This window comes from Streptomyces sp. NPDC005899, from assembly GCF_040629645.1.
Lineage (GTDB): Bacteria > Actinomycetota > Actinomycetes > Streptomycetales > Streptomycetaceae > Streptomyces.
This window is the reverse complement of sequence record NZ_JBEXWB010000017.1, coordinates 1-25257: the sequence shown is the minus strand read 5'-3', so window position 1 is coordinate 25257 and position 25257 is coordinate 1. Positions and strand designations below refer to the sequence as shown.

At 71.0% G+C, this 25257-nt stretch carries 23 protein-coding genes and 1 tRNA gene; 14 read left to right on the top strand and 10 right to left on the bottom strand.

What is annotated here, in order from left to right:
- Positions 1 to 5: 5 nt before the first annotated feature.
- A tRNA-Arg gene (locus ABZ371_RS04255) sits at positions 6 to 81 on the bottom strand.
- Between the two features lie 305 nt (positions 82 to 386).
- Between ABZ371_RS04255 and ABZ371_RS04250 the strand changes: the two genes are divergently transcribed.
- The 3 genes from ABZ371_RS04250 to ABZ371_RS04240 all read left to right on the top strand — a co-directional run bounded on the left by ABZ371_RS04250 (position 387) and on the right by ABZ371_RS04240 (position 4155).
- Positions 387 to 1013, top strand: coding sequence for an RNA polymerase sigma factor (locus ABZ371_RS04250; protein WP_358673182.1), 627 nt, complete (start codon positions 387 to 389; stop codon positions 1011 to 1013).
- Positions 1010 to 2146 carry a CU044_5270 family protein gene (locus ABZ371_RS04245; RefSeq protein WP_358673179.1) on the top strand — a complete coding sequence of 379 codons (1137 nt, stop codon included), beginning with the start codon at positions 1010 to 1012 and terminating at the stop codon, positions 2144 to 2146. The genes ABZ371_RS04250 and ABZ371_RS04245 overlap by 4 nt, the downstream gene beginning before the upstream one ends.
- A 314-nt stretch (positions 2147 to 2460) precedes the next feature.
- Positions 2461 to 4155, top strand: coding sequence for a class I adenylate-forming enzyme family protein (locus ABZ371_RS04240; protein WP_358673176.1), 1695 nt, complete (start codon positions 2461 to 2463; stop codon positions 4153 to 4155).
- Between the two features lie 3 nt (positions 4156 to 4158).
- On the opposite strand, the gene ABZ371_RS04235 is transcribed toward ABZ371_RS04240, so the two are convergent.
- Positions 4159 to 5436 carry a M6 family metalloprotease domain-containing protein gene (locus ABZ371_RS04235; protein WP_358673173.1) on the bottom strand — a complete coding sequence of 426 codons (1278 nt, stop codon included), beginning with the start codon at positions 5434 to 5436 and terminating at the stop codon, positions 4159 to 4161.
- A gap of 267 nt (positions 5437 to 5703) precedes the next feature.
- On the opposite strand from ABZ371_RS04235, the gene ABZ371_RS04230 reads away from it, so the two are divergent.
- Both ABZ371_RS04230 and ABZ371_RS04225 read left to right on the top strand, forming a co-directional pair.
- Positions 5704 to 6366, top strand: coding sequence for a TetR/AcrR family transcriptional regulator (locus ABZ371_RS04230; protein WP_358673170.1), 663 nt, complete (start codon positions 5704 to 5706; stop codon positions 6364 to 6366).
- 246 nt (positions 6367 to 6612) lie between these two features.
- Positions 6613 to 8145, top strand: a complete 1533-nt coding sequence (locus ABZ371_RS04225) for an MFS transporter (RefSeq protein ID WP_358673167.1) — start codon at positions 6613 to 6615, stop codon at positions 8143 to 8145.
- 172 nt (positions 8146 to 8317) lie between these two features.
- Here the strand turns inward: ABZ371_RS04225 and ABZ371_RS04220 are convergent, their stop codons facing one another.
- Positions 8318 to 8830, bottom strand: coding sequence for a MarR family transcriptional regulator (locus ABZ371_RS04220; protein ID WP_358673164.1), 513 nt, complete (start codon positions 8828 to 8830; stop codon positions 8318 to 8320).
- A 166-nt stretch (positions 8831 to 8996) separates the two neighbouring features.
- Here ABZ371_RS04220 and ABZ371_RS04215 point away from each other — a divergent pair, with 166 nt between their 5' ends.
- Together ABZ371_RS04215 and ABZ371_RS04210 are read left to right on the top strand one after the other, a co-directional pair.
- Positions 8997 to 9779: a class III extradiol ring-cleavage dioxygenase gene (locus ABZ371_RS04215; protein WP_358673161.1), complete on the top strand. Its 783-nt coding sequence runs from the start codon at positions 8997 to 8999 to the stop codon at positions 9777 to 9779.
- Between the two features lie 677 nt (positions 9780 to 10456).
- Positions 10457 to 11458: a sigma-70 family RNA polymerase sigma factor gene (locus tag ABZ371_RS04210; protein WP_358673158.1), complete on the top strand. Its 1002-nt coding sequence runs from the start codon at positions 10457 to 10459 to the stop codon at positions 11456 to 11458.
- Positions 11459 to 11569: 111 nt separating this feature from the next.
- Here the strand turns inward: ABZ371_RS04210 and ABZ371_RS04205 are convergent, their stop codons facing one another.
- Positions 11570 to 12613: a transcriptional regulator gene (locus tag ABZ371_RS04205; protein WP_358673155.1), complete on the bottom strand. Its 1044-nt coding sequence runs from the start codon at positions 12611 to 12613 to the stop codon at positions 11570 to 11572.
- Between the two features lie 62 nt (positions 12614 to 12675).
- Between ABZ371_RS04205 and ABZ371_RS04200 the strand changes: the two genes are divergently transcribed.
- The gene (locus ABZ371_RS04200) at positions 12676 to 14256 is read left to right on the top strand and encodes an MFS transporter (protein ID WP_358673152.1); all 1581 of its coding nucleotides are present in this window, start codon (positions 12676 to 12678) and stop codon (positions 14254 to 14256) included.
- A gap of 173 nt (positions 14257 to 14429) precedes the next feature.
- On the opposite strand, the gene ABZ371_RS04195 is transcribed toward ABZ371_RS04200, so the two are convergent.
- The gene (locus ABZ371_RS04195) at positions 14430 to 15176 is read right to left on the bottom strand and encodes a DUF6227 family protein (RefSeq protein WP_358673149.1); all 747 of its coding nucleotides are present in this window, start codon (positions 15174 to 15176) and stop codon (positions 14430 to 14432) included.
- Positions 15177 to 15297: 121 nt separating this feature from the next.
- The gene (locus tag ABZ371_RS04190) at positions 15298 to 16398 is read right to left on the bottom strand and encodes a P1 family peptidase (protein ID WP_358673147.1); all 1101 of its coding nucleotides are present in this window, start codon (positions 16396 to 16398) and stop codon (positions 15298 to 15300) included.
- A gap of 368 nt (positions 16399 to 16766) precedes the next feature.
- On the opposite strand from ABZ371_RS04190, the gene ABZ371_RS04185 reads away from it, so the two are divergent.
- Genes ABZ371_RS04185 through ABZ371_RS04160 form a run of 6 tightly spaced genes read left to right on the top strand, consistent with a single transcriptional unit; the run spans position 16767 to position 22198 of the window.
- Positions 16767 to 17927, top strand: coding sequence for an MFS transporter (locus tag ABZ371_RS04185; RefSeq protein WP_358673145.1), 1161 nt, complete (start codon positions 16767 to 16769; stop codon positions 17925 to 17927).
- Positions 17924 to 20248, top strand: coding sequence for a molybdopterin oxidoreductase family protein (locus ABZ371_RS04180; RefSeq protein WP_358673142.1), 2325 nt, complete (start codon positions 17924 to 17926; stop codon positions 20246 to 20248). Before ABZ371_RS04185 ends, ABZ371_RS04180 begins: the two co-directional genes overlap by 4 nt.
- 7 nt (positions 20249 to 20255) lie before the next feature.
- A complete protein-coding gene (locus ABZ371_RS04175) occupies positions 20256 to 20858 on the top strand; it encodes a 4Fe-4S dicluster domain-containing protein (protein WP_358673140.1) in 603 nt (200 codons plus the stop codon).
- Entirely contained in the window at positions 20855 to 21550 is a 696-nt protein-coding gene (locus tag ABZ371_RS04170) for a Rieske (2Fe-2S) protein (RefSeq protein ID WP_358673137.1), read from the top strand. Before ABZ371_RS04175 ends, ABZ371_RS04170 begins: the two co-directional genes overlap by 4 nt.
- The gene (locus tag ABZ371_RS04165) at positions 21547 to 21951 is read left to right on the top strand and encodes a hypothetical protein (protein ID WP_358673134.1); all 405 of its coding nucleotides are present in this window, start codon (positions 21547 to 21549) and stop codon (positions 21949 to 21951) included. The genes ABZ371_RS04170 and ABZ371_RS04165 overlap by 4 nt, the downstream gene beginning before the upstream one ends.
- Positions 21952 to 21973: 22 nt before the next feature.
- Positions 21974 to 22198: a hypothetical protein gene (locus ABZ371_RS04160; RefSeq protein ID WP_358673132.1), complete on the top strand. Its 225-nt coding sequence runs from the start codon at positions 21974 to 21976 to the stop codon at positions 22196 to 22198.
- A gap of 22 nt (positions 22199 to 22220) precedes the next feature.
- On the opposite strand, the gene ABZ371_RS04155 is transcribed toward ABZ371_RS04160, so the two are convergent.
- The 4 genes from ABZ371_RS04155 to ABZ371_RS04140 form a co-directional block, all read right to left on the bottom strand.
- The gene (locus ABZ371_RS04155) at positions 22221 to 22634 is read right to left on the bottom strand and encodes an RcpC/CpaB family pilus assembly protein (RefSeq protein ID WP_358673129.1); all 414 of its coding nucleotides are present in this window, start codon (positions 22632 to 22634) and stop codon (positions 22221 to 22223) included.
- Between the two features lie 366 nt (positions 22635 to 23000).
- Positions 23001 to 23849, bottom strand: coding sequence for an S-methyl-5'-thioadenosine phosphorylase (locus tag ABZ371_RS04150; RefSeq protein WP_358673127.1), 849 nt, complete (start codon positions 23847 to 23849; stop codon positions 23001 to 23003).
- 163 nt (positions 23850 to 24012) lie between these two features.
- Positions 24013 to 24348, bottom strand: coding sequence for an FmdB family zinc ribbon protein (locus tag ABZ371_RS04145; protein WP_358673124.1), 336 nt, complete (start codon positions 24346 to 24348; stop codon positions 24013 to 24015).
- Between the two features lie 66 nt (positions 24349 to 24414).
- On the bottom strand, positions 24415 to 25257 hold an 843-nt coding region (locus ABZ371_RS04140), incomplete at its 5' end, for an MFS transporter (protein WP_358673121.1).

Genomic DNA, 25257 nt, shown 5'->3' with positions numbered 1-25257 from the left:
TTCCCTGGTGCCCCCGGCAGGATTCGAACCTGCGACACCCGCTTTAGGAGAGCGGTGCTCTATCCCCTGAGCTACGAAGGCGGGGCGGGCCCGTGACGAGCGGATCCGTCGATACAGTGTGGCGATCTTCGGATCTGCTGGACAAACGCCCTGGTCACATCAGTGCTGGAGGGTTCTCGACTGAGTTCCGTGAGGAAGGGTCCTGCCGAGTGCCGGTCCGTGGCTGTGTGGCCAACGACAGGGTACCGGATCGCCTCGGGTGGGGCCCGGGGGCAGGGAGGGCTCGGCGTGGGCAACGGGCGGCCCACGGCCGACGGGCAGACAATGTGACGCGCATCACAGCAACGGGCTGAGGTGTGCGGACAAGTCAGAAGGTGAACTACTCGATGCATGCCCGCATCCGCGCGGGGGACCCGGAAGCCTTCCGGGAGTTGTTCCGTGACCATGCCCAGCTCGTCTACCGGCATGCCGTCCGGACGACCGGGGACTGGGCTGCGGCTGAGGACATCGTGTCGTTGACCTTCCTGGAGGCCTGGCGCCTGCGCGAGAGGCTGCGGGACGAAGGCGACAGCCCGCGGCCATGGCTGATGGGTATCGCGGTCAACGTGCTGCGGAACACCGGACGTGCCGCTCGTAGGCATGAGAAGGCGCTGGCCAGGGTCCCACTGCGCGACGTGCTGCCCGATTTCGCGGACGAGCTGGTCGGACGTATCACCGACTCGGAGGAACTGGCGGCGGCCAGGGCGGCCTTGGGGCAGTTGCGCCGTGGTGAGCGTGAGGTCTTCGCGCTGTGTGTCTGGTCCGGACTCGGATACGCGGAGGCAGCCGACGCGTTCGGGGTACCGGTCGGCACGGTGCGCTCCCGGTTGTCGAGGGCGAGGACCCGGTTGCGCAAGCTCACGGACGGGGAGCTGCGTCGTCGACGGAGAAAGGCGGAACCGGTCGGGGTGGTCGGACAAGTACAGGGTGGCCGCGTAGTCGCGGTCCGGTCGAACGAGGAGAGAAACCGATGAATCGCACCCCTTGGCGGCGGCCCTCGGAGCCGCTCGACCACGCGGAGCTGGCGGAGCTGCTGCCGGCGCCGGGCGATCCGGTGCTGTCCCACGGCCGTCTGACCAGGATCGAGGAGCACCTGATGTACGAGATCCAGCAAGCCCAGGCGCGGGGCACGGCGGACGAGCGCCGGCGGGCCCCGTCCGGAGGGTCCGTCCCGCCGCCCGAGCGGCCGGGCCGTGTCGGCCGGCGGGCCGCGTTGGTCGCGGCTGCTGTCGCGGTCGCCGTGCTGGCCGGAGCGGCCGGCGCCGTTCGGTTGGCCGGGCAGGAGAGCGGTGACCTGGCCGGGCCACCGAAGGGAGCCGTGCCCGCATCGGTCGTCCAGGTGGCGCAGGGCACCACGGAAGGTCTCAGCAGCACGGTCGCGCAGATCTCCGGCGCCGCGGTGCGGGAGAAGCTCCCGGAGCCTCGGCCTGGTCAGTTCATCTACATCAAGAGCCAGGTCTCCTGGCTGTCGACCTCGGAGAACGCCGACACCGGCAGGAACGAGACCTATGTGCAGAAGCTGCACCCCCGCCAGGTCTGGTTGTCGCCGGACGGCCGCAAGGGCTGGCTGATCGAGCCGGGCAACGACACCACGACACAGGAGGGGCTGACCCTTGACGACAACCCGGACAATCCGGCGAGACCAAGCATCGGGGCGCCCAGCTACGACTACCTCAAGACGCTGACCACCGACCCCGACCAGCTGCTGCGGAAGATCTACAAGGAGACGGCAGGGCAGGGAAACGGCCCTGATCAGCAGGCGTTCACGACGATCGGTGACCTGGTCATGGAGCAGGTGATGCCGGCGGAGTTGGCGTCCGCGCTCTACCGGGCCGCTGCGAAGATCCCGGGTGTGGTGGTGGTCGAGGACACGACGGATGCGGTCGGCCGGCACGGGATCGCCATAGCGCGGACGGACGAGACGTCCGGCGATCGTACTGAGTGGATCTTCGACCCGAAGACCTTCAGCTACCTGGGCGAGCGTACGGTGCGGACGCGGGACGCGGAGGGGATCAAAGCAGGGACGGTCACCGGGCACACGGCGATCACGCAGCGAGCCGTCGTCGACGCGGTGAAGGAGATCCCCGGGGCCAAGGACAACGCCTGACCCAAGGGTGATGTCGGCTTCCCACCCGAGGGGGCTGTGGGGTCCGCGATGCTGGGTCGCATGATGCTGAGCGGATGGCGACGGGGACACTTCTTGACCGTGGCCGGGTGCGGGCATAGCGTCGCCAGCTTGCTGAGACAGTGCTTGGGAGGTCGTCCGTGCCGCACACCGACCGCAGTGGTTCCCCATCGTCCCGCCCCTCGCCTTCCTCCCCGTCGCCGGACTCCGCAGTCCCCCGCCCCGGGGACCCAGGCGACCCGACGGCCCTGGAACGTATCTCGGCGAGGCTGACCGCTCCCGGTGCCCCGTTCGCCGTGGTCCGCGCCGACCACGGTCCGCTCGTCTACGCGGACGGCCCGCGTACGCTCCGCGAGTTCGTGGAGACCACCTGGGCGTTCGGGGACCAGCCGTTCCTCGTCGCCCGCCAGGGCGTCTGGTCCTATCGGCAGTTCTTCGCCGCCGCCTCCGCGCTGGCGCGTCGGTTCAGCCAGGTCTACGGCCTACGGCCGGGCGACCGGGCTGTGGTGGCCATGCGCAATCGTCCCGAGTGGCAGATCGCCTTCTGGGCGGCCCAGTTGGCGGGTCTGGTCGCCGTCCCGCTCAACACCTGGTGGACGGCAGCCGAGTTCGGTCACGCCCTGGACGACTGCGAGCCCAGGGTGCTGCTGGTCGACGAGGACCAGTTGCCGAAAGTGGCTGCCTGGGGCGAGGGTGCCGGTGCACGCTTCGTTGTCTTCGGGGATCAGGCTCCCGGCGGCCGGGGTGCGGCAGCCGGGCACCTGGAAGGCCGGCGCGGGGGAGCGGCGTCATGGGGAGGCCCCCTTCCCGCCCGAGCCGAGTGGTACGGGGACCTCCCGGAGCCCGATCCACTGGGAGCGCCTCCCGAGGTGGAGATCCGGCCGGAGGACGATGCGACGATCATCTACACCTCCGGCACCACCGGGCGGCCCAAGGGGGCGGTGGCCACGCAGTTGGCGCAGGCGGGCGCAGCCCTGAATCCGCGCTTCCAGGCGGCGGTTTCGGCACTCGGCCGGGGGGCCGTTCCCGGTCAGGGACAGGCGCCGGTCACGCTGATGACCTACCCGTTCTTCCACGTAGCGGCGTTCACCAGCCTCTACGGGGCCATGGCGGCGGGGGGCACGCTCGTCCTGATGCGGAAGTGGGAGGCCGATGAGGCTCTGAGGCTGATCCGTGAGCATCACATCACCCACTTCGCCGGGGTGCCCACCACAGCGCTCGAGTTGCTCGCCGCGGCGGAGCGGGCGGGGGACGGTCTGGACACCCTGCGGATGCTGAGTACGGGTGGTGCGGCCGCTCCACCGCGTCTCGTCGCCCATCTCACCGCCCGGCACGGTGATCGGATCGAACCGCGCAACGGCTACGGCCTGACCGAGACCAGCGGCGGTGTCCTGGCCAACGTCGGCACCGATTACCGGGCACAGCCGGAGTCCGTCGGTGTCCCGACGCCGGTCACGGAGGTGCGGATCGCCGGTGCGGGCGGGGAGGCCCTCCCGGAGGGACGGGCCGGCGAGTTGTGGCTGCGGGGGCAGTCCCTGGTGCGGGGCTACTGGCGCGATGAGGTGGCCACGGCGGAGGCCTTCACCGAAGGGTGGTTCCGCACGGGGGATCTGGCTGTCGTGCGCGCAGGCCGTGTCACCGTCCTCGACCGGATCAAGGACGTGGTGATCAGGGGTGGCGAGAACGTCTACAGCGCGGAGGTCGAGGCCGCCCTGCACGAGCACCCGGACGTGGAGGACGCGGCGGTGCTCGGCGTTCCGCATCCGGTCCTGGGGGAGGAGGTCGCGGCCGTGGTGACGCTGCGGCCGGGCGCCGAGGTCACGGTGGACGAGTTGCGGGCGAGGGTGGGTGGTGCTCTGGCCGCGTTCAAGGTCCCGTCCCGTGTACTCCTCACGCCTGAGCCGCTGCCCCGTAATCCGGCGGGCAAGGTCCTCAAGCAGGAGTTGCGGAGAACGCTGCGGGAGCACGACTGGGACGGCGGGGGCCGATAGCGGTCACGGCCGGGTGATCCTGATCCGGTAGTCCCCGGCGTCGTCCTTCGAGAGGACGGATATGCGTATGCCGCTGGACCGGTCGGTGAACGTCTCTCCTGGTTCGAACGGCGCGTCCGAGAGTTCGGCGTGGACGTTGGGCCGCCGGGTGCAGCCGCCGCTGTCCTCGGTGCTGTCCGCGACGGATATCGGCCCCTGGCCGGTGTCGACGTCCGAACTCACCTTGTAGATGAGGACCCCGGGCCGGCATATCGCGTCGTCGTTCCCCGCGGCGGTCCGTACCTCCACCGCGTAGCCCGACTGGGCGCTCAGCGGCACGAAGGCCAGTTTCGGGCCGCCCGCCGTGGCCAGTGGGCCGATCGTGTGCTCAGTGGTGCCCGTAGCTGCGGCGCAGCTGACCTGGTCGTTGTCGAGCCAGCCGAGCTTCCACTTGTGCCAGCCCAGGAGGTCGTTGTTGGCCCCCCAGTCCTCGGACATGATGTCCCAGTGCCCCACGGAGCCGCCGCCCTCCATGGTGTAGAGGTCGGGCAGTCCGAAGACGTGGCCGTTCTCGTGCGGCAGGACGCGGTATCCGGTTTCCGCGTACGACCCGGAGCCGTCGTCCTGGCGGCTGTAGACGAAGGACGTGTTGGCGAGCGGAACCCCGTCGGCGAACGGGGCGTCGTCGTTGCCGGAGAACGTCACGGACAGCACCGTGTCGAGCGCCGAAGGTCCCGCGTTCGGGGTGACCAGCACGTTGACGAGGTCGTACGCCCCGAAGTCGACCTTCGGGTCGGCGACCCGCACGAGGTCCTTGACGAGCTTGCGGTAGCCGGGTTCATACGGCGAACCGCGTTCTATCCCGTACTCGGAGAACGGCAGCGGCATCCGCAGCCAGTCCTTCAGGGGTGCCTGGGGTTCGTAGATGAGACGGCCGTAGGAGCTGGTGCGGAACCACTCGGCGGTCTGCGGGAAGAATTCGGCGAGCCGGTCGGCCGCCGGTTCGGTCGCCTCGGCGTCCGGGAAGTCGATCATCAGGTTGAGGGCTTTGAGCCGGCCGGTCGAGCGCGCGTATCCCGGGGGTGTCGGCATGCCCTCCGTCATCTGCACGCCCAAGGTCGCGGCGATCCGGCACGGACCGAGGCCTGTTCCCCGGGGTGCGGCCACCGGGCCCGCGGCGGCGCGGCCGGGGATGTGCAGCGTGGAGCTGGCCGAGGCCATGGTCGCGATGACCAGGGCCGTCGCCCCGGCGAGTGCGAGGGGGCGACGGCATCCGCGTATCCGTTGGCGGGGCTGCTGCATAGGGCATCGCCTTCGGTCCACGGCAGCCGGCCGGCCCTGACTGCGCTCTGGCGATCAGCCTGTGCCGGGTGGTGGGGGACCGCTCGTCGGGTGCACCCGATGGAGGGGTTCTGCCGACCAGGCGCTGTGAGCCACGTCACATAAGGTGGGGAAATAACCGGGGACACCTTCCCCGTTTGCACCTGTGTCCCCGCTAAACGGGGAAGGTGTCCCCGGTTGTATCGCCGGGGTATCCCCATTCGTTCGTCGCCAGGAAAGGTCGCAGTCGTGGAAACCGTCACCGACACCGCCGCCTGTGCCGCGCAGGGCCGCACGACCCGCCCCCGGGCCGACGCACTGCGCAACCGGGAGCGGATCGTGTCGGCCGCCCGCGAGATGTTCGTCGAGTTCGGACCGGACGTCCCGCTCGACGAGGTCGCCCGCCGGGCGGGAGTCGGCAACGCCACGCTGTACCGGAACTTCCCCGACCGGGCCGCCCTGACCCACGAGGTCGTGCTCGCGGTCACCTCACGCACCACCGACCGTGCGGAGGAAGCCGTCGCGGCCGAGTCCGATCCCTTCGCCGCTCTCAGCCGCTTCGTGCACGCGGCGGCCGACGAGCGGATCGGTGCTCTGTGCCCGATGCTGACGGGCGGATTCGACAAGGACCACCCCGAACTGCTCGCCGAGCGCCGACGCCTCGAAGAGGCCGTCGAAGGGCTCGTGGAGCGCGCCATGTCCGCCGGGCGCCTGCGCACCGACATCGCCGTCGGTGACGTACTCGTCGCCCTCTCCCAGCTCACCCGGCCGCTGCCCGGCATCGCCTGTCCGGACATCGACCAATTCACCCACCGTCACCTGCAGCTCTTCCTGGACGGCCTGGAAGCTCCGGCCCGCTCCGAGCTGCCCGGATCGGCGGCGACCTTGGAGGTTCTGCGCCGCGGGCACTGACCCGCCGCACCGGCAACCCAACAGACCACGGTCCCGACGGCCGACAGAATCCCGACAGGCACCAGACCGGACCCATTCCCGGACCGACCGACAGTTCAGGGGCCGAACCAGCACGCCCTGTGCCGGCACGGCCCCGAGCAGTGCCGATCCGCCGACTCGTCGCCGACGCCGAGCTCACGACCACTCCCACTCTTCCCGACCCTCACGGCTCTTCACGCCCACGCGCGCCCTTAGGTGGCTACTCCCATGTCGAAAACAGCCGAGACCCGGCTTCCGGACCCCAGTCGCTGGAAGGCACTGGCCTTCATAGCCCTCGCCCAGCTGATGGTCGTGCTCGACGCGACCATCGTGAACATCGCCCTGCCCTCGGCCCAGACGGACCTCGGTATCTCCGAGGGCAACAAGCAGTGGGTCATCACCGCCTACGCACTCGCTTTCGGCGGTCTTCTGCTCTTCGGCGGACGCATCGCGGACCTCTGGGGCCGTAAGCGCACCTTCGTGGTCGGCCTGCTCGGCTTCGCCGCCGCCTCCGCACTCGGCGGTGCGGCGCAGGGCGAAGCGATGATGTTCGGCTCCCGGGCTCTGCAGGGCGCCTTCGGCGCGCTGCTCGCGCCGGCCGCCCTGTCGCTGCTCGCGGTGATGTTCACCGACGCCAAGGAGCGGGCCAAGGCCTTCGGCATCTACGGTGCAATCGCCGGTGGCGGTGGCGCCGTCGGCCTGATCCTGGGCGGCTTCCTCACCGAGTACCTGAACTGGCGCTGGACGTTCTTCGTGAACATCCCGTTCGCGATCGTCGCGGCCGCGGGCGCCTACTTCGTCATCCGTGAGCCGGCCGGTGGCCGCAACCGCTCGCCGCTCGACGTGCCCGGCGTCGTCCTGTCCACGCTCGGACTGGTCGCACTGGTCTACGGCTTCACCCGCGCCGAGTCGGCCGGCTGGTCGGACACCCTGACCGTGGGCATGTTCGTCGCCGCCGCCGTGCTGCTCCTGGCCTTCGTCGTCACCGAGTCACGCGTCGCCTCGCCGCTGCTCCCGCTCCGCGTCCTGACCGAGCGCAACCGAGGGGGCGTCTACCTCTCGCTGGGTCTCGCCATCATCGCGATGTTCGGACTCTTCCTCTTCCTGACCTACTACCTCCAGGTCGCCAAGGGCTACTCGCCGGTCAAGACCGGTTTCGCGTTCCTCCCGATGATCGCGGGCATGATCACCGGATCCACCCAGATCGGCGCCCGGCTGATGACCCGGGTTCCGCCGCGGCTGCTCATGGGGCCCGGCTTCCTGGTGGCCGCGATCGGCATGCTGCTCCTGACGCAGCTGGAGGTCGACACCTCGTACGCGAGCGTCATCCTGCCGGGACAGCTGCTGCTGGGCCTCGGCATGGGCACGGCGTTCATGCCGGCCATGTCGCTGGCCACGCACGGGATCGAGCCGCGTGACGCGGGGGTCGCCTCCGCGATGGTGAACACCTCGCAGCAGGTCGGCGGCGCCATCGGTACGGCGCTGCTCAACACCATCGCCGCCGGCGCCACGACCGCCTACATCGCCGACCACGCCGCGGGCGCCACCGATGCGAGGCTGCTGCAGCTCCAGGCCATGGTCAGTGGCTTCGCCAGTGCGATCTGGTGGGCGGTCGGCATCCTCGTCGCCGCTTCCGTGATCGCGGCGACGCTCATCAACACCGGGCGACCGGGCACCGGACCGGCCGGCAGCTCCGACGGCTCCGGGGACGTCATCGACGGCGTCGAGGACGAGTTCAAGATCCCGGTCATCGCTCACTGAACCGTTGACGGGCACCACCCGGGCCTGACGGGCGTCCGGCGTGATGGCCACCCAGGCGTGACGGCCGCCCGAGCCCGACGGCCGCCCGAGCGCGACAGGCGTCGGGCGCACGCGCCCCAGCCTCGACGGGCGCCGAGCCCGACGGCCCTCACGCGATCTGCCCTGGCTCCGCTCAGCGGAGCCAGGGCAGATCCGCGTCCGTGTCCTCCGGCTGCAACCCCGCGGCGATGACCTGCATGATCTCGCCCAGGCTCCGCACCTGTCCGGGCGTCAGCCGGGCGAACATCGCCTGGCGTACGGCTTCGACGTGTCCGGGCGCGGACCGTGCGAGCATCTCGAACCCCTCGTCGGTGAGGACCGCGTTCTGGCCCCTCTTGTCGGAGGGGCACTCCTCGCGGCGGACCCAGCCGCTCTTCTCCAGGCGGGCGACGGCGTGCGAGAGCCGGGAGCGGGTGATCTTGGCGTCCCTGGCCAGCGCGGTCATCCGCTTCTGCCGCCGGGGAGCCTGGGACAACTGGACGAGCAGCCCGTAGTAGATGTGCGGCATGCCCGCGTCGCGCTGCAACTGGCGGTCGAGGTGATCCTCCATGAGCGTCGTGGCGTGCAGGTACGCCTGCCAGACGCGCTGCTCTTCGTCGGTGAGCCATCGGGGCCCGCCGGTGGATGCCGTGGTCATGTACTCCACTGTACGACCTTTTCTTGAAAGTTGAACTAGATAGAGCTAAGGTCTCCGGTAGTAGGAGCTTGAACATTAAAACAAATGATCTGCCGAATCCCTGGGCTGTCGATGCAGGCCGCTACCGGTGTCTGTAGAGAACACTTACCTTGATCGGCAGAGGAATGGGAGAGCCATGACCCTCGTCTCCGAGCGCATGCCGGCCCTCTACCTGTCCCACGGGGCCCCGCCCCTCGCCGACGACCCCGTCTGGCCCGGCGAACTCGCCGCCTGGTCGGCGGGTCTGCCCCGCCCCAAGGCGATCCTGATGGTCTCCGCCCACTGGGAGGAGGCCCCGCTCGCACTCGGTGCCACCGTGCCGGTGCCGCTCGTGTACGACTTCTGGGGCTTTCCCGAGCACTACTACCAGGTGCGCTACGCCGCTCCGGGGGCCCCGCGGCTCGCGGAGGACGTCCGCAAGCTCCTGCGAGGCGCGGGCACCCCCGTCCAGGACCTCCCCGACCGCGGCCTCGACCACGGGGCCTACGTCCCCCTGGTCGAGATGTTCCCCGCCGCGGACATCCCGGTGCTCCAGGTCTCCATGCCGACGCTCGACCCGCGGAAGCTGATGGACGTGGGGCGCAAGCTCGCCCCGCTCCGCGACGAAGGAGTGCTCATCGTCGGCAGCGGCTTCTTCACGCACAACCTGGCCGCGCTCCGCCACCCCGGCGGCGGGACTCCCGGCTGGTCCGCGGAGTTCGACGACTGGGGGAACCAGGCCCTGCGGGCACAGGACATCGACTCCCTGCTGGACTTCGAGCACACCTCGCCGGCCGGCAGGCTGGCTCATCCCCGCACCGAGCACTTCGCCCCGCTGTTCGTCACGCTGGGCGCGGCCGAGGGTGAACTCGACCAGGGCCGCAGTGTCATCGAGGGCTTCTGGATGGGTCTGGCGAAGCGTTCGATCCAGTTCGGCTGACCATCCCGTCCGCTTCGGCGGCCATCCGCCTCCCGTACCACCCGCGTGTACCCACCGACGTGGTGGAAGCCGGACGCGTGGTGCAGCCGAACCGGCGCCTCGTCCGCCTGCTCGATCATGGCGCAGGCGCTGTGGACGTCCTCGTCGGGCGGGGTCGCGAACAGCGTCTCGCGCAGATGCGCCGACACCGTGGCCCCTCGCGTCGTGCGCGGCAGGCGCTCACCTCGGCCGAGGAGCGGTACGCCGCCTAGCGGCGGTGGGGGCGGTAGGGGCGGTGAGGGCTGTTGGTGGCACAGCCGAGGACTGCGGACGCGCCGCGAGGGGCACACGCGTTCCGAGCAACCAGGAGGCGGTGCGGTCCGTCTTCCGGACGGCGGGGGTGAAACCAGGGCCGGCGCGCATGCCGGTAAGGGTTGCGTACCGCATGTGAGAGCCGTCTCACGGGCGTAGTGGTCGCGGATATCCGCCAGCGTCTCGAGATCGGCCGCGGAGCTGGGTCTGACCAGTACTTCTGCGGGTATCTGTGACATCTGTCCTGACGTAGGGGCGGACAGGGTACTGCATGATCGCGAAAGTGAGCGGTCACCGTGGGAATTCTGTCCGGATTCCAGTCGTTGTTTCCATCGGATGCAGGGCACCCGAAAGGGTGTCGCGACCTACTCAGCAAGGGAGCACGCATGGCAACCCGTGCCGTCGCCCGTCGTTCGTCCGCCGCCACCGGCGGGACCGACCGGGCAAGCAGTGTTCGCGCCGTGGGCGGGGAGATCGCCGATCGCGACCTGGTCGGCATGTACCTGGACGAGATCGCTCGCACACCGCTGCTCGACGCCGCCAAGGAGGTCGAACTCTCCCAGACGATCGAGGCGGGCGTCTATGCCCAGCAGATCCTCGACGGCGAGGTGGAGAGCGACGCCGGCGGAGCGACGCGTGAGGAGCTCGAGGCGCTGGTCGCCGAGAGCGAGCGCGCGAAGGACGTATTCATCCGTTCCAACCTCCGGCTCGTCGTTGCCGTGGCCCGGCGCTACCCCAGGGCCGGTCTCCCCCTGCTCGACCTGATCCAGGAGGGCAACGCGGGCCTGGTGCGCGCGGTCGAGAAGTTCGACTACGCCAAGGGCTTCAAGTTCTCCACGTACGCGACATGGTGGATCCGGCAGGCGATCACCCGCTCCATCGCCGACCAGTCCCGCACCATCCGGCTTCCCGTCCACCTCGTGGAGGAGCTGGGCCGGATCCGGCGGGTCCAGCGGGAGTTCAACCGCGAGCACGGGCGCGACCCGGAGCACGCGGAGATCGCGGCCGAGCTGGATTCCAACGCCGAGCGCATCGGCAACGTCCTGGACTGGGCGCGTGACCCCGTCAGCCTGAACATGTCCGTGGACGACGACGGCGACACGCAGTTCGGTGACCTGCTGGAGGACACCTCCGCGGTCTCGCCCGAGCAGTCCGTGATGACGCTGCTGCGCAGCGAGGAGCTCGAGGACCTGATCGGCAAGCTCGACAACCGCACCGCCTCCATCATCCGCATGCGTTACGGCATCGAGGACGGGCGGGAGCGGACCCTCACCGAGGTGGGCAAGCAGCACGGTCTGACGCGGGAGCGGATCCGGCAGATCGAGAAGCACGCACTACTCGAATTGAAGCGAATGGCTCACGACACGGGCTTTGACGCTGCGGCGTGAGCCGATAACCCGTAATCTCCCCATCAAGCCGGTTCGCACCGGCCCGACGACCGGTCTTCTTTCCGGTCCCCCTGAGCTGAGTCCCGGCGCCCACCCCCCCGGCGCCGGGGCTCACCCATGTCCGCTCGGGCTCCTCGTCGGCGAAGGCGCGGCGGGCGAGGCCGTCCCCGGCCCGGATTCCGCAGCCCGCGGCCCCGCCGACGAAGCGCGGGTCAGGCGGGAGCCCAGTCCGTCGAGGTACTCCACCAGCTGCACGGGCCCGTGCGCTTCGAACTCGCAGTCCACGAGTGCCAGCCGCAGTGCGACCCACTCGAGGGAGTCGGAGGAGACCGTGCGCAGCCGGCAGCTGTCCTCACCCGTCGCCTCCACCGCACCGAGGTGCGAGGGCAGCCGCGCCGTGACGAAGCCGGCCGGGGCCCGGAAGGTCACGTCGATGTGCAGGTCGTTCTGCGCGCGTGACATGGAGCGGGCGAAGAACTCGGCCGTGCTCCCGGTCGGCAGGTCACGCGGGGTGAAGCGGGAGCCGGTGGGGAACGGCTCGCTCACCCTGTCCACGCGGAAGGTCCGCCAGTCCTCACGGTCCATGTCGTACGCCACGAGGTACCAGCGGCTCCCCGTGCTCACCAACCGGTACGGCTCGGTCTGCCGCCGGGAGGCCGTGCCGTCCCCCGAGCGGTAGGCGAACCGGAGCCGTTCCCGCCCGGTGACCGCCGAGGCGATCGTGGTGAGCGTGCGGGGGTCGATGGTGGAGCCGTCGCCACGGGTGAGCGGCACGGTGGCGTTCTGGAGCGAGGAGACCCGGTGCCGCAGTCGCGACGGCAGGACCTGTTCCAGCTTGGCCAGGGCTCGGACCGACGCCTCGTCCACCCCCTCGATGGCATGTCCCGCCCCCGCCCGCAGCCCCACCGCGATGGCCACGGCTTCCTCGTCGTCCAGGAGGAGCGGCGGCATGGCGCTGCCTGCGACCAGGCGGTAACCGCCGACCGAGCCCCGGCTGGCCTCGACCGGGTAGCCGAGGTCACGGAGACGGTCGATGTCGCGGCGGATGGTGCGCGGGGTGACGTCGAGCCGCTCGGCCAGTTCCCTGCCCGGCCACTCACGTGGCGTCTGGAGGAGCGACAGCAGTTTCAGCAGTCGTGCCGAGGTGTCGGTCATGCACCCATCATGCGCGCCCATTAGGTCATGTCCTGACCTGTTGGACGTCTAGCTTCCCTCCCATGACTTCTTCCGCACCTCTGTCGGCCACGGCAGCCGCCGGCACTTCGTCACCAGGGCCGGCCACCACTCAGGATCCTGGGGACCGGCGCCGCTGGTTCGCCCTCGCGATCGTGATGACCGCGGCCTTCATGGACCTGGTCGATGTCACGATCGTCAACATCGCCATTCCGAGCATCACCCGGGACACCGGGGCCTCGTTCACGTCCATCCAGTGGATCACCGCCGGGTACGCCCTGGCCTTCGCGGCCGGCCTCATCACGGGCGGCCGGCTCGGTGACATCTACGGCCGCAAGCGGCTCTTCCTCATCGGCATAGGCGGTTTCACGATCGCCTCCGCCCTCTGCGGCCTCGCCGTGAACCCGGAGATGCTGGTCGCCTCGCGCATCCTGCAGGGCGGTATGGCCGCCCTGATGGTGCCCCAGGTGCTGTCGATCGTGCATGCCACCTTCCCCGCGCACGAGCGCGGCAAGGTCTTCGGGCTCTTCGGCGCCATCGTGGGCCTCGGCGCGGTCTCGGGACCGCTGCTCGGCGCCCTGCTGACCGAGTGGAACCTGTTCGGTCTCGAGTGGCGGCCGATCTTCCTGATCAACCTGCCGGTCGGCGTCGCCGGACTGCTCCTGGGGCGGAGGTTCATCAGCGAGTCCAAGGCGCCGAAAGCGCTCCGGCTGGACCTGACCGGTGTGGCCCTGGTGACCCTCGGTCTCCTCATGCTGCTCTACCCGCTCACCCGAGGGCGGGAGCTGGGCTGGCCGCTGTGGGGGCACGTGTCGATGGCGGCCAGCCTCCTGGTGTTCGCCGCCCTGGTCGTCTTCGAGCGCCGGAAAGCGGACCGGGACGGCTCGCCGCTCATCGAACTGTCACTGTTCCGCGTGAAGAGCTTCGCGGCAGGCATCGCCGTCCAGCTGACCTTCGGTGTCGCCCTCGGCATCTTCTTCCTGGTCTGGACGCTCTACCTCCAGATGGGCCTCGGCTGGAGCGCCCTGCGCGCCGGCTCGACGGGGATCCCCTTCTCCGTCGCCGTCTCGGTCGCCGCGGGCCTCTCTGTGCAGAAACTGGTACCCCGCTTCGGCCGCAAGGTGCTGCAGACGGGCGCCCTGCTGATGATCACCGGGCTGCTCCTCTACATCTGGGAGGCCGGGCACTACGGAATGGACATCACCCCCTGGCAGATGGCGCTCCCGCTGGTCGTCATGGGCGTGGGGATGGGCCTGATCGTCGCTCCGCTGACGGACGCGGTGCTCTCCGGCGTGCCGAAGGAGCATTCCGGTTCGGCGTCCGGGCTGATCAACACCGTGCAGCAGATGGGTACGGCTCTGGGACTCGGCCTCGTGTCGGTCGTCTTCTTCGGCTCGATCGGCGACCGTCTCCTGCCGGAGGAGACAGGCCCCGCGTTCGTCGACGCCTTCCAGCAGTCGCTGTGGTGGGTGGCCGGAGTGCTCGCGGTGATCTTCTGCGTGATGTTCGCCCTGCCCGCCAGGCCCCAGGTGCACCTGGAGGGTGGCGAGGATGACGAGGGCGACGAGGCACCGGCCCAGGCCGGGGACGGCGGGATCGCGAAGGAGCCCGCGCTGGCCGGCTGACCACCGGACCGGACGGCCTCCCGCCGCCCGGCCGACTCCGCACCCGGCCCGGGTGCGGAGTCGGCCGGGCGTCCGTGAGCGCGCGACAGGCCGCCACACCGGCGGGCCCGGGCGATGCGGGTGCCGGGCCGGTGTGCGGCCGCCGAGGTGATCCGGGGCGGCCGCCATGGCGGTCAGCAGATCCGGGTGCGGTTCTCCATGGCCCGGCGAGCTGCCTGTTCGTCGCCGTACACCTCGCACATGTGACGGCCGTCGGGTGTCGCCGTGTGCTCGACCTCCCACAGGCTCGTCTCCGTGCCGTCCAGGAGGAGGAAGGCGTGTTCGTAGAGGGTGAACCCGGCGTCCCGCCCGTCCACGCGGCACTGGCGCCCGAAGATCTGGGTGATGTGGTGGGCGAAGGCGGCGCGCAGCAGTCCTGCCGTCTCCGACCCCGGTCTGTCGCCGTTCTCCGCACGGCGAAGGACACGGCGCGCGTGATCCGCCGACTTGTCCTGGGCGTACATCCGGGGCAGCGGGGCGGGGGGCGAGGTGGTCAGCAGGGTGAGGACCTCCAGGTCGCTCTGCGAGGTGTCGTCGCCGGGCGACCGCGTGTCCAGGAACCCGCCGGCCAGCCGGGCGGCGGCGATCTGCGCCTCCGCCTCGACGTCGTACAGCTCGTGGGAGCGGGGCGCCTCGGCCCCCCGCCCGCCCCCGTGCACCAGCTCCCACAAGGTGAGGGCCGAGCCGTCGGCGAGCAGATAGGTGTGCCGGTAGGTCTCACGGTGCAGGGCGGCGCTGTGGAGCGACGAGTGCAGCGCACTGCTGTGCGTCAGCGCCGTCCCGAGCCGCTCGATGGTGGTGTCCGAGAGATCGAAGGAGTTGAGGGCGCATCGCAGGAGTCGCTCGAGGTGCTGCTCGGTTGTCTCGTACGGATCGCTCAAGGTGCTGTCTCCAGGCCGTCGCCGCGCGTTACTCGATGCGTGCATAACGTAGTCCCTGGGTCTGACATCGTGACCGGGGTTCGCGAAAAACGTACCGACCGGGTGAAAAGTTCCGGGCCCTTCAGGACGGGTCGCCGTGCTCGCGGTCCGTGTCGCCGCGCCGCCCGTCCATGTCGCCGTAGAGGTCGCTGTACGACGGGAAGTCACCGCCGGGGCCCTCCACCCCGTGGGCTGCCCTGACGGCCTTCACCACGGCCCTGGCCAGCGACTCCGCCCCGGCGGCCAGAATGCCGTTCAGCGCCGGGACCGTGTCCGGGGGCAGCGGCAGCCGGCCGGTCGCCAGCGTGAAGACGGTGTCCCCGTCGGTCAGCAGGTGTACCGGGCGGACGGCGCGCGCCAAGCCGTCGTGCGCCGTGCCCGCGAGCTTCTGCGCCTGGGCGCGGGTGAGTGCGGCGTCGGTGGCGACCACCGCGATCGTGGTGTTGAAGGGACCGTCGCCCCGTGCCTCCCGGATGGCCGCCAGCCGCCGGCGGGCAGCATCGTGCGTCGCGGGCGCGGGACGGACGGGCGGCCGCGCACCCCCGTACTCGCCGTAGAGGACGCCGGTCCGCGGGTCGACGACCGAGCCGGCGGCGTTCACGACGGCCAGCGCCGCGACCGTGACCCCCGAAGCCAGCCGCACGCTCGCCGTGCCGACACCACCCTTGAGTTCGCCGGCGACGGCGCCCGTCCCCGCGCCCACCGTGCCCTGTGCGACCTGCGACCCCGGCTCGGAAGCGGCGGCGGCCTCGACGGCGGCCCGTCCGGTCGACGCGTCCGGCCGGGCCCGCCAGTCACCGCCGCGCCCGAGGTCGAAGAGGCAGGCGGCCGGTACGACCGGCACCACCTGGCCGGGCCCCTTGCCGACGGGCACTCCACGGCCCTGTTCCTCCAGCCAGGCCGTCACGCCGGAGGCAGCGTCCAGTCCGTACGCGCTGCCGCCGGTGAGGACGATCGCGTCGACGCGTTGCACGAGGTTGCGGGGATCGAGGGCGTCCGTCTCCCGGGTACCGGGGCCGCCGCCCCGGACGTCGACGGCGGCGACGGCGCCTCCCACGGGGGCGAGCACGACGGTGGTGCCGGACAGACTCCCCTCCCCGGACAGCCGGGCATGGCCGACACGGATCCCGGTGACATCCGTCAGCGCGTCCAGTGGCCCGGAGAAGGGCGCGTCCTCGGGCATGGCGGAATCCTCCCGTGTGCGACGTCCGGCGGCCCCGACGGGCGCCCGTGTTCCGGCGAACGTACAGCGCACGGCGCCGTGACCGGGAGTGCGCCGGGACACGAACGCCATCGGGTGCGGCCGCGGAACGCCATCGGGTGCGGCCGCGGCGCGGGACGGTACGCGCCGGCCGGCGCGGGCAGTGACGCCGGCCTCCCTCACGGCACAGGACACGGCACACGGCACACGGCACACGGCACACGGCACAGGACACGGCACACACGGCACAGGGCCTCATGGGCAGGAAGTAGGCGACTCCCCCGCGACTCGCTCACCCTCTCGGTGGTCAAAACCGGAGAAAGTGCATAATTCGGTCCTACGGTGGCGGAGTGACCGATCCACCAGAAGCGCCCCCCGCAACCGAACACCCGGACCCCGGTGCTCATACCGACCCTCCCGGGGGACCCGACCTCCGGCAGTCGCGCCGGGGCTCCGGCGCCGTCGCCAGGGCGGTGGAGGCACTCCCGCGGTCCGTCAACGGCAGGGCGGCCACGGCGGGCGCGGTCGCGTCCGCCCTGCTGGTCCTCGCGATCGTGTTCGGCAGCCGGCTGCTGCACGACTTCGACTCCGCCCTCCTGCCGTATGCCGTGGCCAGCGTCTTCCTCGCGTTCGGTGTCGCCTACCGCTACACCGTCTGGGTCTCGGCCCCCGCCGCCCGGCGGCTCTTCGTGAGCGGCTGGCGCAGTTTCTTCTCGGCGGAGAACTTCCGCAAGGCCCCCACCGCCCTGCCGAGGATGATCGCGACCTACCTCGGCTTCCAGAAGTTCCTCGGCGCCCGTTCGCACGCACGCTGGGCGGCCCACCAGCTGATCTTCTGGGGCTGCGTCCTGGCCGCGCTCATCACCTTCCCGCTGACGTGGGGGTGGTTCACCTTCACGTCCGCCACCGGGGCGGGGCCGGGCTACGAGATGCGCGTCTGGGGCTTCAAGATCGTCGGATTCGACTCGCTCGACTTCCTCGGCTGGCTGATGTTCCACGGCCTGGACATCGCCGCCGTGCTGGTCATCCCGGGTGCCGCCTACTTCCTCCGGCGCCGGATGAAGGACCGCGGCGCCATGACCGGGCAGCGTTTCGCCTACGACATGGTCCCGCTCCTGGCACTCGTCATCATCTCCGTGACCGGCCTGCTGCTCACCTTCTCGTCGATCTTCCTGCACGGCGGCGGCTACGAGTTCCTGGCGATCCTGCACATGGTCTCGGTGGTCTTCACCCTCATCTACATCCCGTTCGGGAAGTTCTTCCACATCGTGCAGCGCCCCGCGGCCGTCGGCATGCAGCTCTTCAAGTACACGTCGCGGCAGGACGACGAGGTCTTCGCGTGCCGCCGCTGCGAGGAACCGATCGACACCGGCGCCTACGTCGAGAACCTGCGCGGCACCATGCGCGACCTGGAACTCGGCTTCGACCGCTGGACCGAGTACTGCCCGCGCTGCAAGCGGGTGCTGCGCGGCAACGCATACCTCTCCCAGGTGAAGAAGGGCTACAAGTGACGGCAGACCCACGCGCAGCCGACCGCCGTACGGTCGTCCCCCTCGACCCCGCGATCGCGCCACCGGGCTCCCAGGGATTCCGCGACGCGGGCGGCATCCCCGCAGACAAGTGGCACGCCGACCAGCACGGCGAAACGCTGGTCCCCACCCACTGCTGCTTCTGCGGTGTCCAGTGCGGCATGTACCTGCGCGTCGACCGGCACGGCAAGGTCTTCGGCGTCGAACCCCGCAACCACGACATCAACCGCATGCGGCTCTGCCCCAAAGGAATCCACGCCTACCAGCAGGTCAACCACCCCGACCGGCTCACGGCACCCCTCATGCGCCGCACCCGTGACGAGGAGCTGCGGGAGGTCTCCTGGGACGAGGCGCTCGACTTCACGGTCTCCGAGATCCAGCGCATCCAGCGGGACCACGGGAGGGACGCGGTCGGGGTGCTCGGCGGCGCGAGCCTCTTCTCGGAGAAGACCTACCTCGTCGGCAAGTTCGCGCGGGTGGCACTCAAGACCCGCAACGTCGACTACAACGGCCGGCTCTGCATGGTCAGCGCGGCGGGCGCCAACAAGCTGGCCTTCAACATCGACCGGGCCGGCAACCCCTTCTCCGACATCCTGCTCACCGACTGCCTGCTGCTCGCCGGGGCCAACGTCGGCGAGTGCTTCCCCGTCCTGACCCAGTACGTGTGGGGGGCCCGGGACCGCGGGGCCACCCTGATCGTGGTCGACCCGCGTGAGACCGCGGTCGCGCGGACCGCCGACATCCACGTCGCCCTCAGGTCGGGCACCGATTCGGCCTTCTTCAACGCGGTGCTGCACGTGGTCATCGAGGAGGGCCTCACCGACGAGGCCTACCTCGCGGCCCATGCCACCGGCTGGGAGGAGGTCAAGGCCAACGTCGCAGGCTACACCCCGTCGCGTGCCGCCGAGATCTGCGGGATCCCCGCGGAGCAGGTCGTCCAGGTCGCCCGCGCCTTCGCCCGGGCACCGAAGGCCATGGCCTTCCACGCCCGGGGCATCGAGCACCACACCCAGGGAGTCGAGAACTGCCTCTCCGTCATCAACCTCTGCACCGCGACCGGTCACATCGGCAAGCCCGGTGCCGGCTACGGCACCCTCACCGGGCAGGGCAACGGTCAGGGTGGCCGCGAACACGGCCAGAAGGCCGATCTGCTCCCCGGCGGCCGCTCGATCCTCAACGAGGAGCACCGTCGGCAGATCTGTGCGATCTGGGGCATCGAGGAGTCGGAACTCCCCGGCGCAGGAACGTCGATGATGGAAATGGTCTGGCAGATGCAGCGGCAGGAGATCCGCGGCCTGATCGGCATCTGCAACAACCCCTTCGTCTCCCTCCCCAACTACACCGTGGTCAAGCAGGGGTACGACACCACCGAATTCCACGCCCAGTTCGACTTCTTCCTCTCCGAGACCGCGGCCAACGCGCATGTCGTCTTCCCCGTGACCGTCTGGGCCGAGGACGAGGGAGTGATGGCCAACGCCGAAGCCCGTGTCGTCAAGCACAACAAGGCGCAGGAGCCGCCCTCCGGGGTGCGGACCGACACCTGGGTGATGTGTGAGCTCGCCCGCCGTCTCGGCGCCGGCGACAAGTTCGCGTTCCGCCGCACCCGCGACGTCTTCGACGAACTGCGCAGGGCCTCCGCCGGCACGATCATCGACTACTCCGGCATCACCTACGAACGGCTCGAGGAGACCGGCGGCATCTCCTGGCCCTGCCCGTCGACCGATCACCCCGGCACCCCCCGCCTCTTCGAGGACGGCACGACCTACCACGCCGACGGCAGGATCCACCTGCAGGTCGTCGAGTGGCACCCGCCGGCCGATCCGTACGACGACGAACATCCGATGACGTTGACCACCGGCCGCACCGTCGCCCACTTCCTCTCCGGCAACCAGACCCGTCGCCTCGGCGGCCTCGTCGAACAGACCCCGCGCCCCTGGGCGGAGATCCACCCGTCCCACGGCTTCCGCAACGGCGAACCCGTCCGGGTCGTCACCCGGCGCGGCAGCGAGGTCTTCCCCGCCCTCGTGACCGAGGCGATCCGGCCCGACACGGTCTTCATCCCGTACCACTGGCCCGTCCCCGCAGCGGCGAACGCGCTCACCATCGACGCCCTCGACCCCCGCTCGAAGATCCCCGAGTACAAGGTCTGCGCCTGCCGCATCGAACACGCCGGCGCGGTCGACGAGGTGCCGGCCCCGCCGGTCGCCCCCGGACATGTCGCCTACCCCGAGACGCAGGTCTCGCGAACGGACCCATTGCCACCCACGGCCCCGCAGGGCCGAGGCACCTCGGAGAGGGGCTGATGCCCTGATGATGGGCAGAACGATCTTCATCGACCCGGGGCGCTGCATCGGCTGCCAGGCCTGCGTCTCCGCCTGCCGGGAGTGCGACTCGCACCGGGGCAGATCGATGATCCACCTGGACTACACCGACGAGGGCGCCTCCGTGGCCTCCCTCCCCACGGTCTGCATGCACTGCGAGGACCCGGTGGCCCCCTGCGCCGAGGTGTGCCCCGCCGACGCGATCCTGGTGACCGCCGACGGCGTCGTGCAGGAGGCCGACACCACCCGCTGCATCGGTTGCGCGAACTGCGTCAACGCCTGCCCCTTCGGCGTCCCGAAGATCGACCTCCGGGCGAAGCTGCAGATGAAGTGCAACCTCTGCTACGACCGCACCGCGTACGGGCTCGCCCCCATGTGCGCCACCGTCTGCCCGACCGGAGCGCTCTTCTACGGCACCGTCGAGGAACTCCAGGCCGAGCGCCCCGGAGTCCAGGTCGCCGACACCTTCGTCTTCGGTGAGAGCGAGGTCCGTACCGGCGTCGCCATGGTCGTGCCCGCGGAGCGGGTCCAGTGGCCGGTGCCGGGCGGGCTGCCCGTCGTCGAGATCAACGGGAGGGACGTCCGCCGATGAGCGTCACCGAACAGGAGCAGCCGGGCAACGACCGGGACTCCGACGGCGACCCCCGCGAGGCGCTGCACGACAGGATCGCAGCCGACGCGCTGACCACCCGGCGCGACTACCTCAGGATCGTGACCACCGTCTCCGGCGGCCTCGCACTGGGGGGCCTGGGTGTGGCCGCCGGAATCCTCCACCGCCACGGGGACGAGGAGGGGGGGAAGGCGCCCGAAGCGAAGCAGATCGCCCCACGGCTGCTCCCCGGTGAATCCCTCGCCTTCCGGTACCCGGGCGACGAGGACCGGGCCGTCGCCGTCCGCATGGACGACGGCACCCTCGTCGGCTACTCCGCCGTCTGCACCCACCTGGCCTGCGCCGTGCTCTGGCGCAAGGACCGCGGCACGGAGGGCGAGCTGTACTGCCCGTGTCACGAAGGCGTCTTCGACGCCCGGACCGGTGACGTCACCGCCGGCCCGCCGCCCCGCGGGCTGCCGAAGGTCGTGCTGGCCGAGCTGGACGACGGCAGCATCTGGGCCGTGGGCACCACCCGCTCCGATGAGAGCGCCGAGGAGGGGCTGTGCCGCCAGGTCGGCGAGGACCGCCCGGATCTCGCCGCCCGGATCGGCTGCCCCGGCACCGGGGGCGGCGCGGAGGCGCCACCCCCCGCGCCCTCGTCCGGCGCCTCCGCCCCGGGGGGACGGACATGACCGAGCCCCTGGACCCCGTCGAGCCGCCACGGCCCCCCGGCCTCCCGGGACCGCCGTACCCGGACTACCACCCGGGCAGCGAACGCCGCGAACTGAACCGCCCCATCCATGAGCGCTATCCCCAGATCCGGCCCACCAGCGGCTACGGCGATCCTCGGGTGCGCCACACCGGCCCCGGGCCCGGAGCGGGAAGCGAGCAGGAACCCGAGCGTTCCGCGAAGCTGGCGGCCCGGCTGGTGCTGGCCCTGAGCGTGGTCGTCGGACAGCTCTGGGGGCTGACGGTCGTCGTCGACGAATGGATGGAGGGCAACACCGGTACGGCGTGGTGGGGTGCGGGCTTCCTCTGCCTGTCCTTCCTCGTCGTCCTGGGGCTGTGGGCACTCGCCCCCGAGGACCGCTGAACACCGCCGTACCCTTGAAGGCATGAGTACCGCCCCCGCCCCCGGACCGCGAAAGCCGAAGCCGTCGCAGCCGCACCAGCAGCCGCGACAGGAGCCAAGGCCCCAGCCGGCCCTGGTCTTCGACGATCCGCTGGACGGGCAGTCCGTGGACGACACGGACCAGGGGTGGGGCGAGCGGGCTCCGGCCGGCGGCAGCGCCGCCGATCTGGCGCGCTTCCTCGACGAGAAGCCGCCGCACCACTTCTGACCGGCTGCCGTGGCCGAACCGGCTACGCGGCACGGGACACCGCCACGACCAGCGTCCCCGACACGCCGGCCCCCGCCAAGGCGGCCGCGGTCGCCCGCGGCACGGCGAGAACCACCAGAGCCCCGCTGCCCGCGTCCGCCCCGCCGTACGGAGCATCCGCCCGGGCCGGTCCTGAGCCGTCCGGTCCCGAGTCGTCCGCTCCTGAGCCGTCCTGGCCCCGGGGAATCCGCGTGATGCGCACATCCCTCGCGACCAGGCGCGCCTTCGGCTCCCCCTCGTAGGCGGCCAGCACATCGACCCGGTCTCCTGGCCGCAGCAGGCCGACCGCCGCCGCGTCGGCGATCCGTACGGGCGCGGACACCAGGCGGACCCGCTGCCGCTCCGGCGCCTGCCGTACGCCGTGCCCGGCACCGGCCTCCGCTACCGCCGGAGCCACGGCGCCCGGCCCGGAACCTCCGAGACCGGACACGGCGAACACGGCGCAGGACAGGGCGAAACCGGCCGCGGCCGCCCGGCGGTGCCTGCGCAGCGTGGACCGCAGCCGTCCGCGACCGCCGCCGCGCGGACGCAGGGGTGCGAAAGGCGGGATCCCGCAGGGCGGGGGAGGTGCGGGACGCGTATCGGGCACCGACGGGAACATGGCCAACACCACCAGTCGTGAGAGGCGTGCGTGAGGGACTCCCTCACCCTCCCCCGAAGCGGCGCCCTCGGCTGATGCCTGGGGACAGACCTCAGGTTGTGAACAACCCCGCCACCCGTACGAGTCGACCCCGCGAGACGGCGGGGACGACGCGGACGGTGCTCAGGGGAGCTCCAGCCCGGTCTCGATGCCGTCCAGTCCGCGCGCGCACACGCAGTCGCGGTCCGTGCCCGGAGGCAGTGCGGCCACCGCGTCGAAGAGCACCGACCGCAGCCGGTCCACGTTGGCCGCGAACACCTCCAGGACCTCCCCGTGGTTGACGCCCTCGCCCGCTTCGGCGCCCGCGTCGAGGTCGGTCACCAGGGTCAGCGTCGTGTAACAGAGGCTCAGTTCCCGGGCCAGGACCGCTTCCGGGTGTCCCGTCATCCCGACGACCGACCAGCCCATGGCCGCGTGCCAGCGCGACTCCGCGCGGGTCGAGAACCGGGGTCCCTCGACCACCACCAGCGTCCCGCCGTCCACCGGCTCCCAGTCACGCCCGCGTGCCGCCGCGAGGGCGGCCTTGCGCCCCTCCGGGCAGTACGGATCGCCGAAACCGAGGTGCACCACGTTCGGCCGGACCCCGTCGGCGCGCGTCTCGCCGTCGTAGAACGTCTGCGTACGGGTCTTGGTGCGGTCCACCAGCTGATCCGGTACGAGCAGGGTGCCCGGCCCGTACTCCGGGCGCAGGCCGCCGACCGCGCACGGCCCCAGCACCTGGCGCACACCGACGGAGCGCAGGGCCCACAGGTTGGCGCGGTAGTTGATCCGGTGCGGCGGCAGGTGGTGCCCCCGGCCGTGACGCGGGAGGAAGGCCACCCGGCGGCCCGCGATCTCGCCCAGGAAGAGGGAGTCGCTCGGTGCCCCGTACGGCGTGTCCACCTGGACCTCGGTCACGTCCTCCAGGAAGGAGTAGAAGCCCGATCCGCCGATGACGCCGATTTCCGCTGTAGCTGCTTCTGCGTTGGCCATGCGGTCACACTAACGGCGGTGATGGTCACCACGGGGCCGGCCGATCACGGCCTGGGCGGGGCAGCCGGCCACCGGGACCGGGCACGACGGGGGCCGGGCACGACAGTGGCCCCGCCGAACGGATCGGCGGGGCCACTGCGGAGCCTGGGATGTCCGCGCGGTCTCAGGCGGCCGACGAACTGCTCGACGACGAGGAAGCCGACGTCGACGAGGACGCCGTGGACGACGAAGTCGCGGGCTTGGAGTCCGAGCCCGACGAGGACGACGGCGTGGTGGACGAACCGGTCGCCTTCGGGGTGGCCGGCGTGCTGCTCGACGAGGAGCCGCGGCTGTCGTTCCGGTAGAAACCGGAACCCTTGAAGACGATGCCGACCGCCGAGAACACCTTCTTGAGGCGTCCCTCGCAGTTCGGGCACACGGTCAGGGCATCATCGGTGAACTTCTGCACCGCCTCGAGGCCCTCGCCGCATTCGGTGCACTGGTACTGATAGGTCGGCACTTGCTCCTCCTGGCACTCTCACTCAATGAGTGCTAACGACGCTCCATACTGACGCATTCCGAGCCGTCAGTCCACTGTGACCGGCTCGCGGTGACCGATCCCACGTGCCACCGCCCGCCCCGGGGCTCGTGGTACGAGCCGCGAGCGCAGGGTCAGGAGGGTGACCAGGGCCAGTGCCGTCCCGGCCAGCGGCACCACGAAACCGGTGCTCGCCCCATGGGCGTCCGCGAGCTGTCCGGCCACCGTGACGGCGGCCGCCTGGCCGAGCGCCACCGCTGCCGTCAGCCACGTGAAGGCCTCGGTGCGGGCGGAGGCCGGGACCAGGGCCTCGACCAGCGTGTAGCCGCTGATCAGGGCCGGGGCGATGCACAGGCCGACCAGCAGTCCGAGTCCCGCCAGCAGCGGTACCGAGTGGACGGCCCAGAGCCCGGACGCGGTCACTGTCAGGGCCAGGTAGCCGACGACCAGCCGGCGGCGCGGGCTGCTCTTCCAGGCGATGGCGCCGCAGGCGATCCCGGCCAGCATGTTGCCGGCCGCGAAGATCCCGTACAGCAGGCCGTTCACCCCGGGGCGGCCGATCTCCTCGGAGAACGCGGTCAGGGAGACCTGCATGCCCCCGAAGACCGCTCCGATGCCCAGGAAGGTGACGGCGAGGACACGCACGCCCGGGACGGAGAGCGCCGAGCGGTGCGGCTCGGCGGTGGTCGCCGCGCTCCGGACGGCCGGCTCGGTGGAGCGCCGGGCGGCGAACAGGACACCGCCGAGGAGTGTCAGCGCCGCCTCGGCGACCAGGCCGGCCGCCGGGTGCACGCCGGTGCACAGCGCGGAGGCGAGCACGGGGCCGATGACGAAGGTGAACTCGTCCGTCACGGCCTCGAAGGCGGCGGCCGTGGCCATCAGCGGGGACGC

What these genes read in the sequence shown, in the direction of transcription:
- ABZ371_RS04235 (WP_358673173.1), bottom strand. Translation starts at nt 5,436, where the DNA reads ATGCAGCAGCCCCGCCAACGGATACGCGGATGCCGTCGCCCCCTCGCA.
- ABZ371_RS04245 (WP_358673179.1), top strand. Translation starts at nt 1,010, where the DNA reads ATGAATCGCACCCCTTGGCGGCGGCCCTCGGAGCCGCTCGACCACGCG.
- ABZ371_RS04175 (WP_358673140.1), top strand. Translation starts at nt 20,256, where the DNA reads ATGATGGGCAGAACGATCTTCATCGACCCGGGGCGCTGCATCGGCTGC.
- ABZ371_RS04150 (WP_358673127.1), bottom strand. Translation starts at nt 23,849, where the DNA reads ATGGCCAACGCAGAAGCAGCTACAGCGGAAATCGGCGTCATCGGCGGA.
- ABZ371_RS04210 (WP_358673158.1), top strand. Translation starts at nt 10,457, where the DNA reads ATGGCAACCCGTGCCGTCGCCCGTCGTTCGTCCGCCGCCACCGGCGGG.
- ABZ371_RS04165 (WP_358673134.1), top strand. Translation starts at nt 21,547, where the DNA reads ATGACCGAGCCCCTGGACCCCGTCGAGCCGCCACGGCCCCCCGGCCTC.
- ABZ371_RS04250 (WP_358673182.1), top strand. Translation starts at nt 387, where the DNA reads ATGCATGCCCGCATCCGCGCGGGGGACCCGGAAGCCTTCCGGGAGTTG.
- ABZ371_RS04190 (WP_358673147.1), bottom strand. Translation starts at nt 16,398, where the DNA reads ATGCCCGAGGACGCGCCCTTCTCCGGGCCACTGGACGCGCTGACGGAT.
- ABZ371_RS04160 (WP_358673132.1), top strand. Translation starts at nt 21,974, where the DNA reads ATGAGTACCGCCCCCGCCCCCGGACCGCGAAAGCCGAAGCCGTCGCAG.
- ABZ371_RS04170 (WP_358673137.1), top strand. Translation starts at nt 20,855, where the DNA reads ATGAGCGTCACCGAACAGGAGCAGCCGGGCAACGACCGGGACTCCGAC.
- ABZ371_RS04205 (WP_358673155.1), bottom strand. Translation starts at nt 12,613, where the DNA reads ATGACCGACACCTCGGCACGACTGCTGAAACTGCTGTCGCTCCTCCAG.
- ABZ371_RS04225 (WP_358673167.1), top strand. Translation starts at nt 6,613, where the DNA reads ATGTCGAAAACAGCCGAGACCCGGCTTCCGGACCCCAGTCGCTGGAAG.
- ABZ371_RS04215 (WP_358673161.1), top strand. Translation starts at nt 8,997, where the DNA reads ATGACCCTCGTCTCCGAGCGCATGCCGGCCCTCTACCTGTCCCACGGG.
- ABZ371_RS04200 (WP_358673152.1), top strand. Translation starts at nt 12,676, where the DNA reads ATGACTTCTTCCGCACCTCTGTCGGCCACGGCAGCCGCCGGCACTTCG.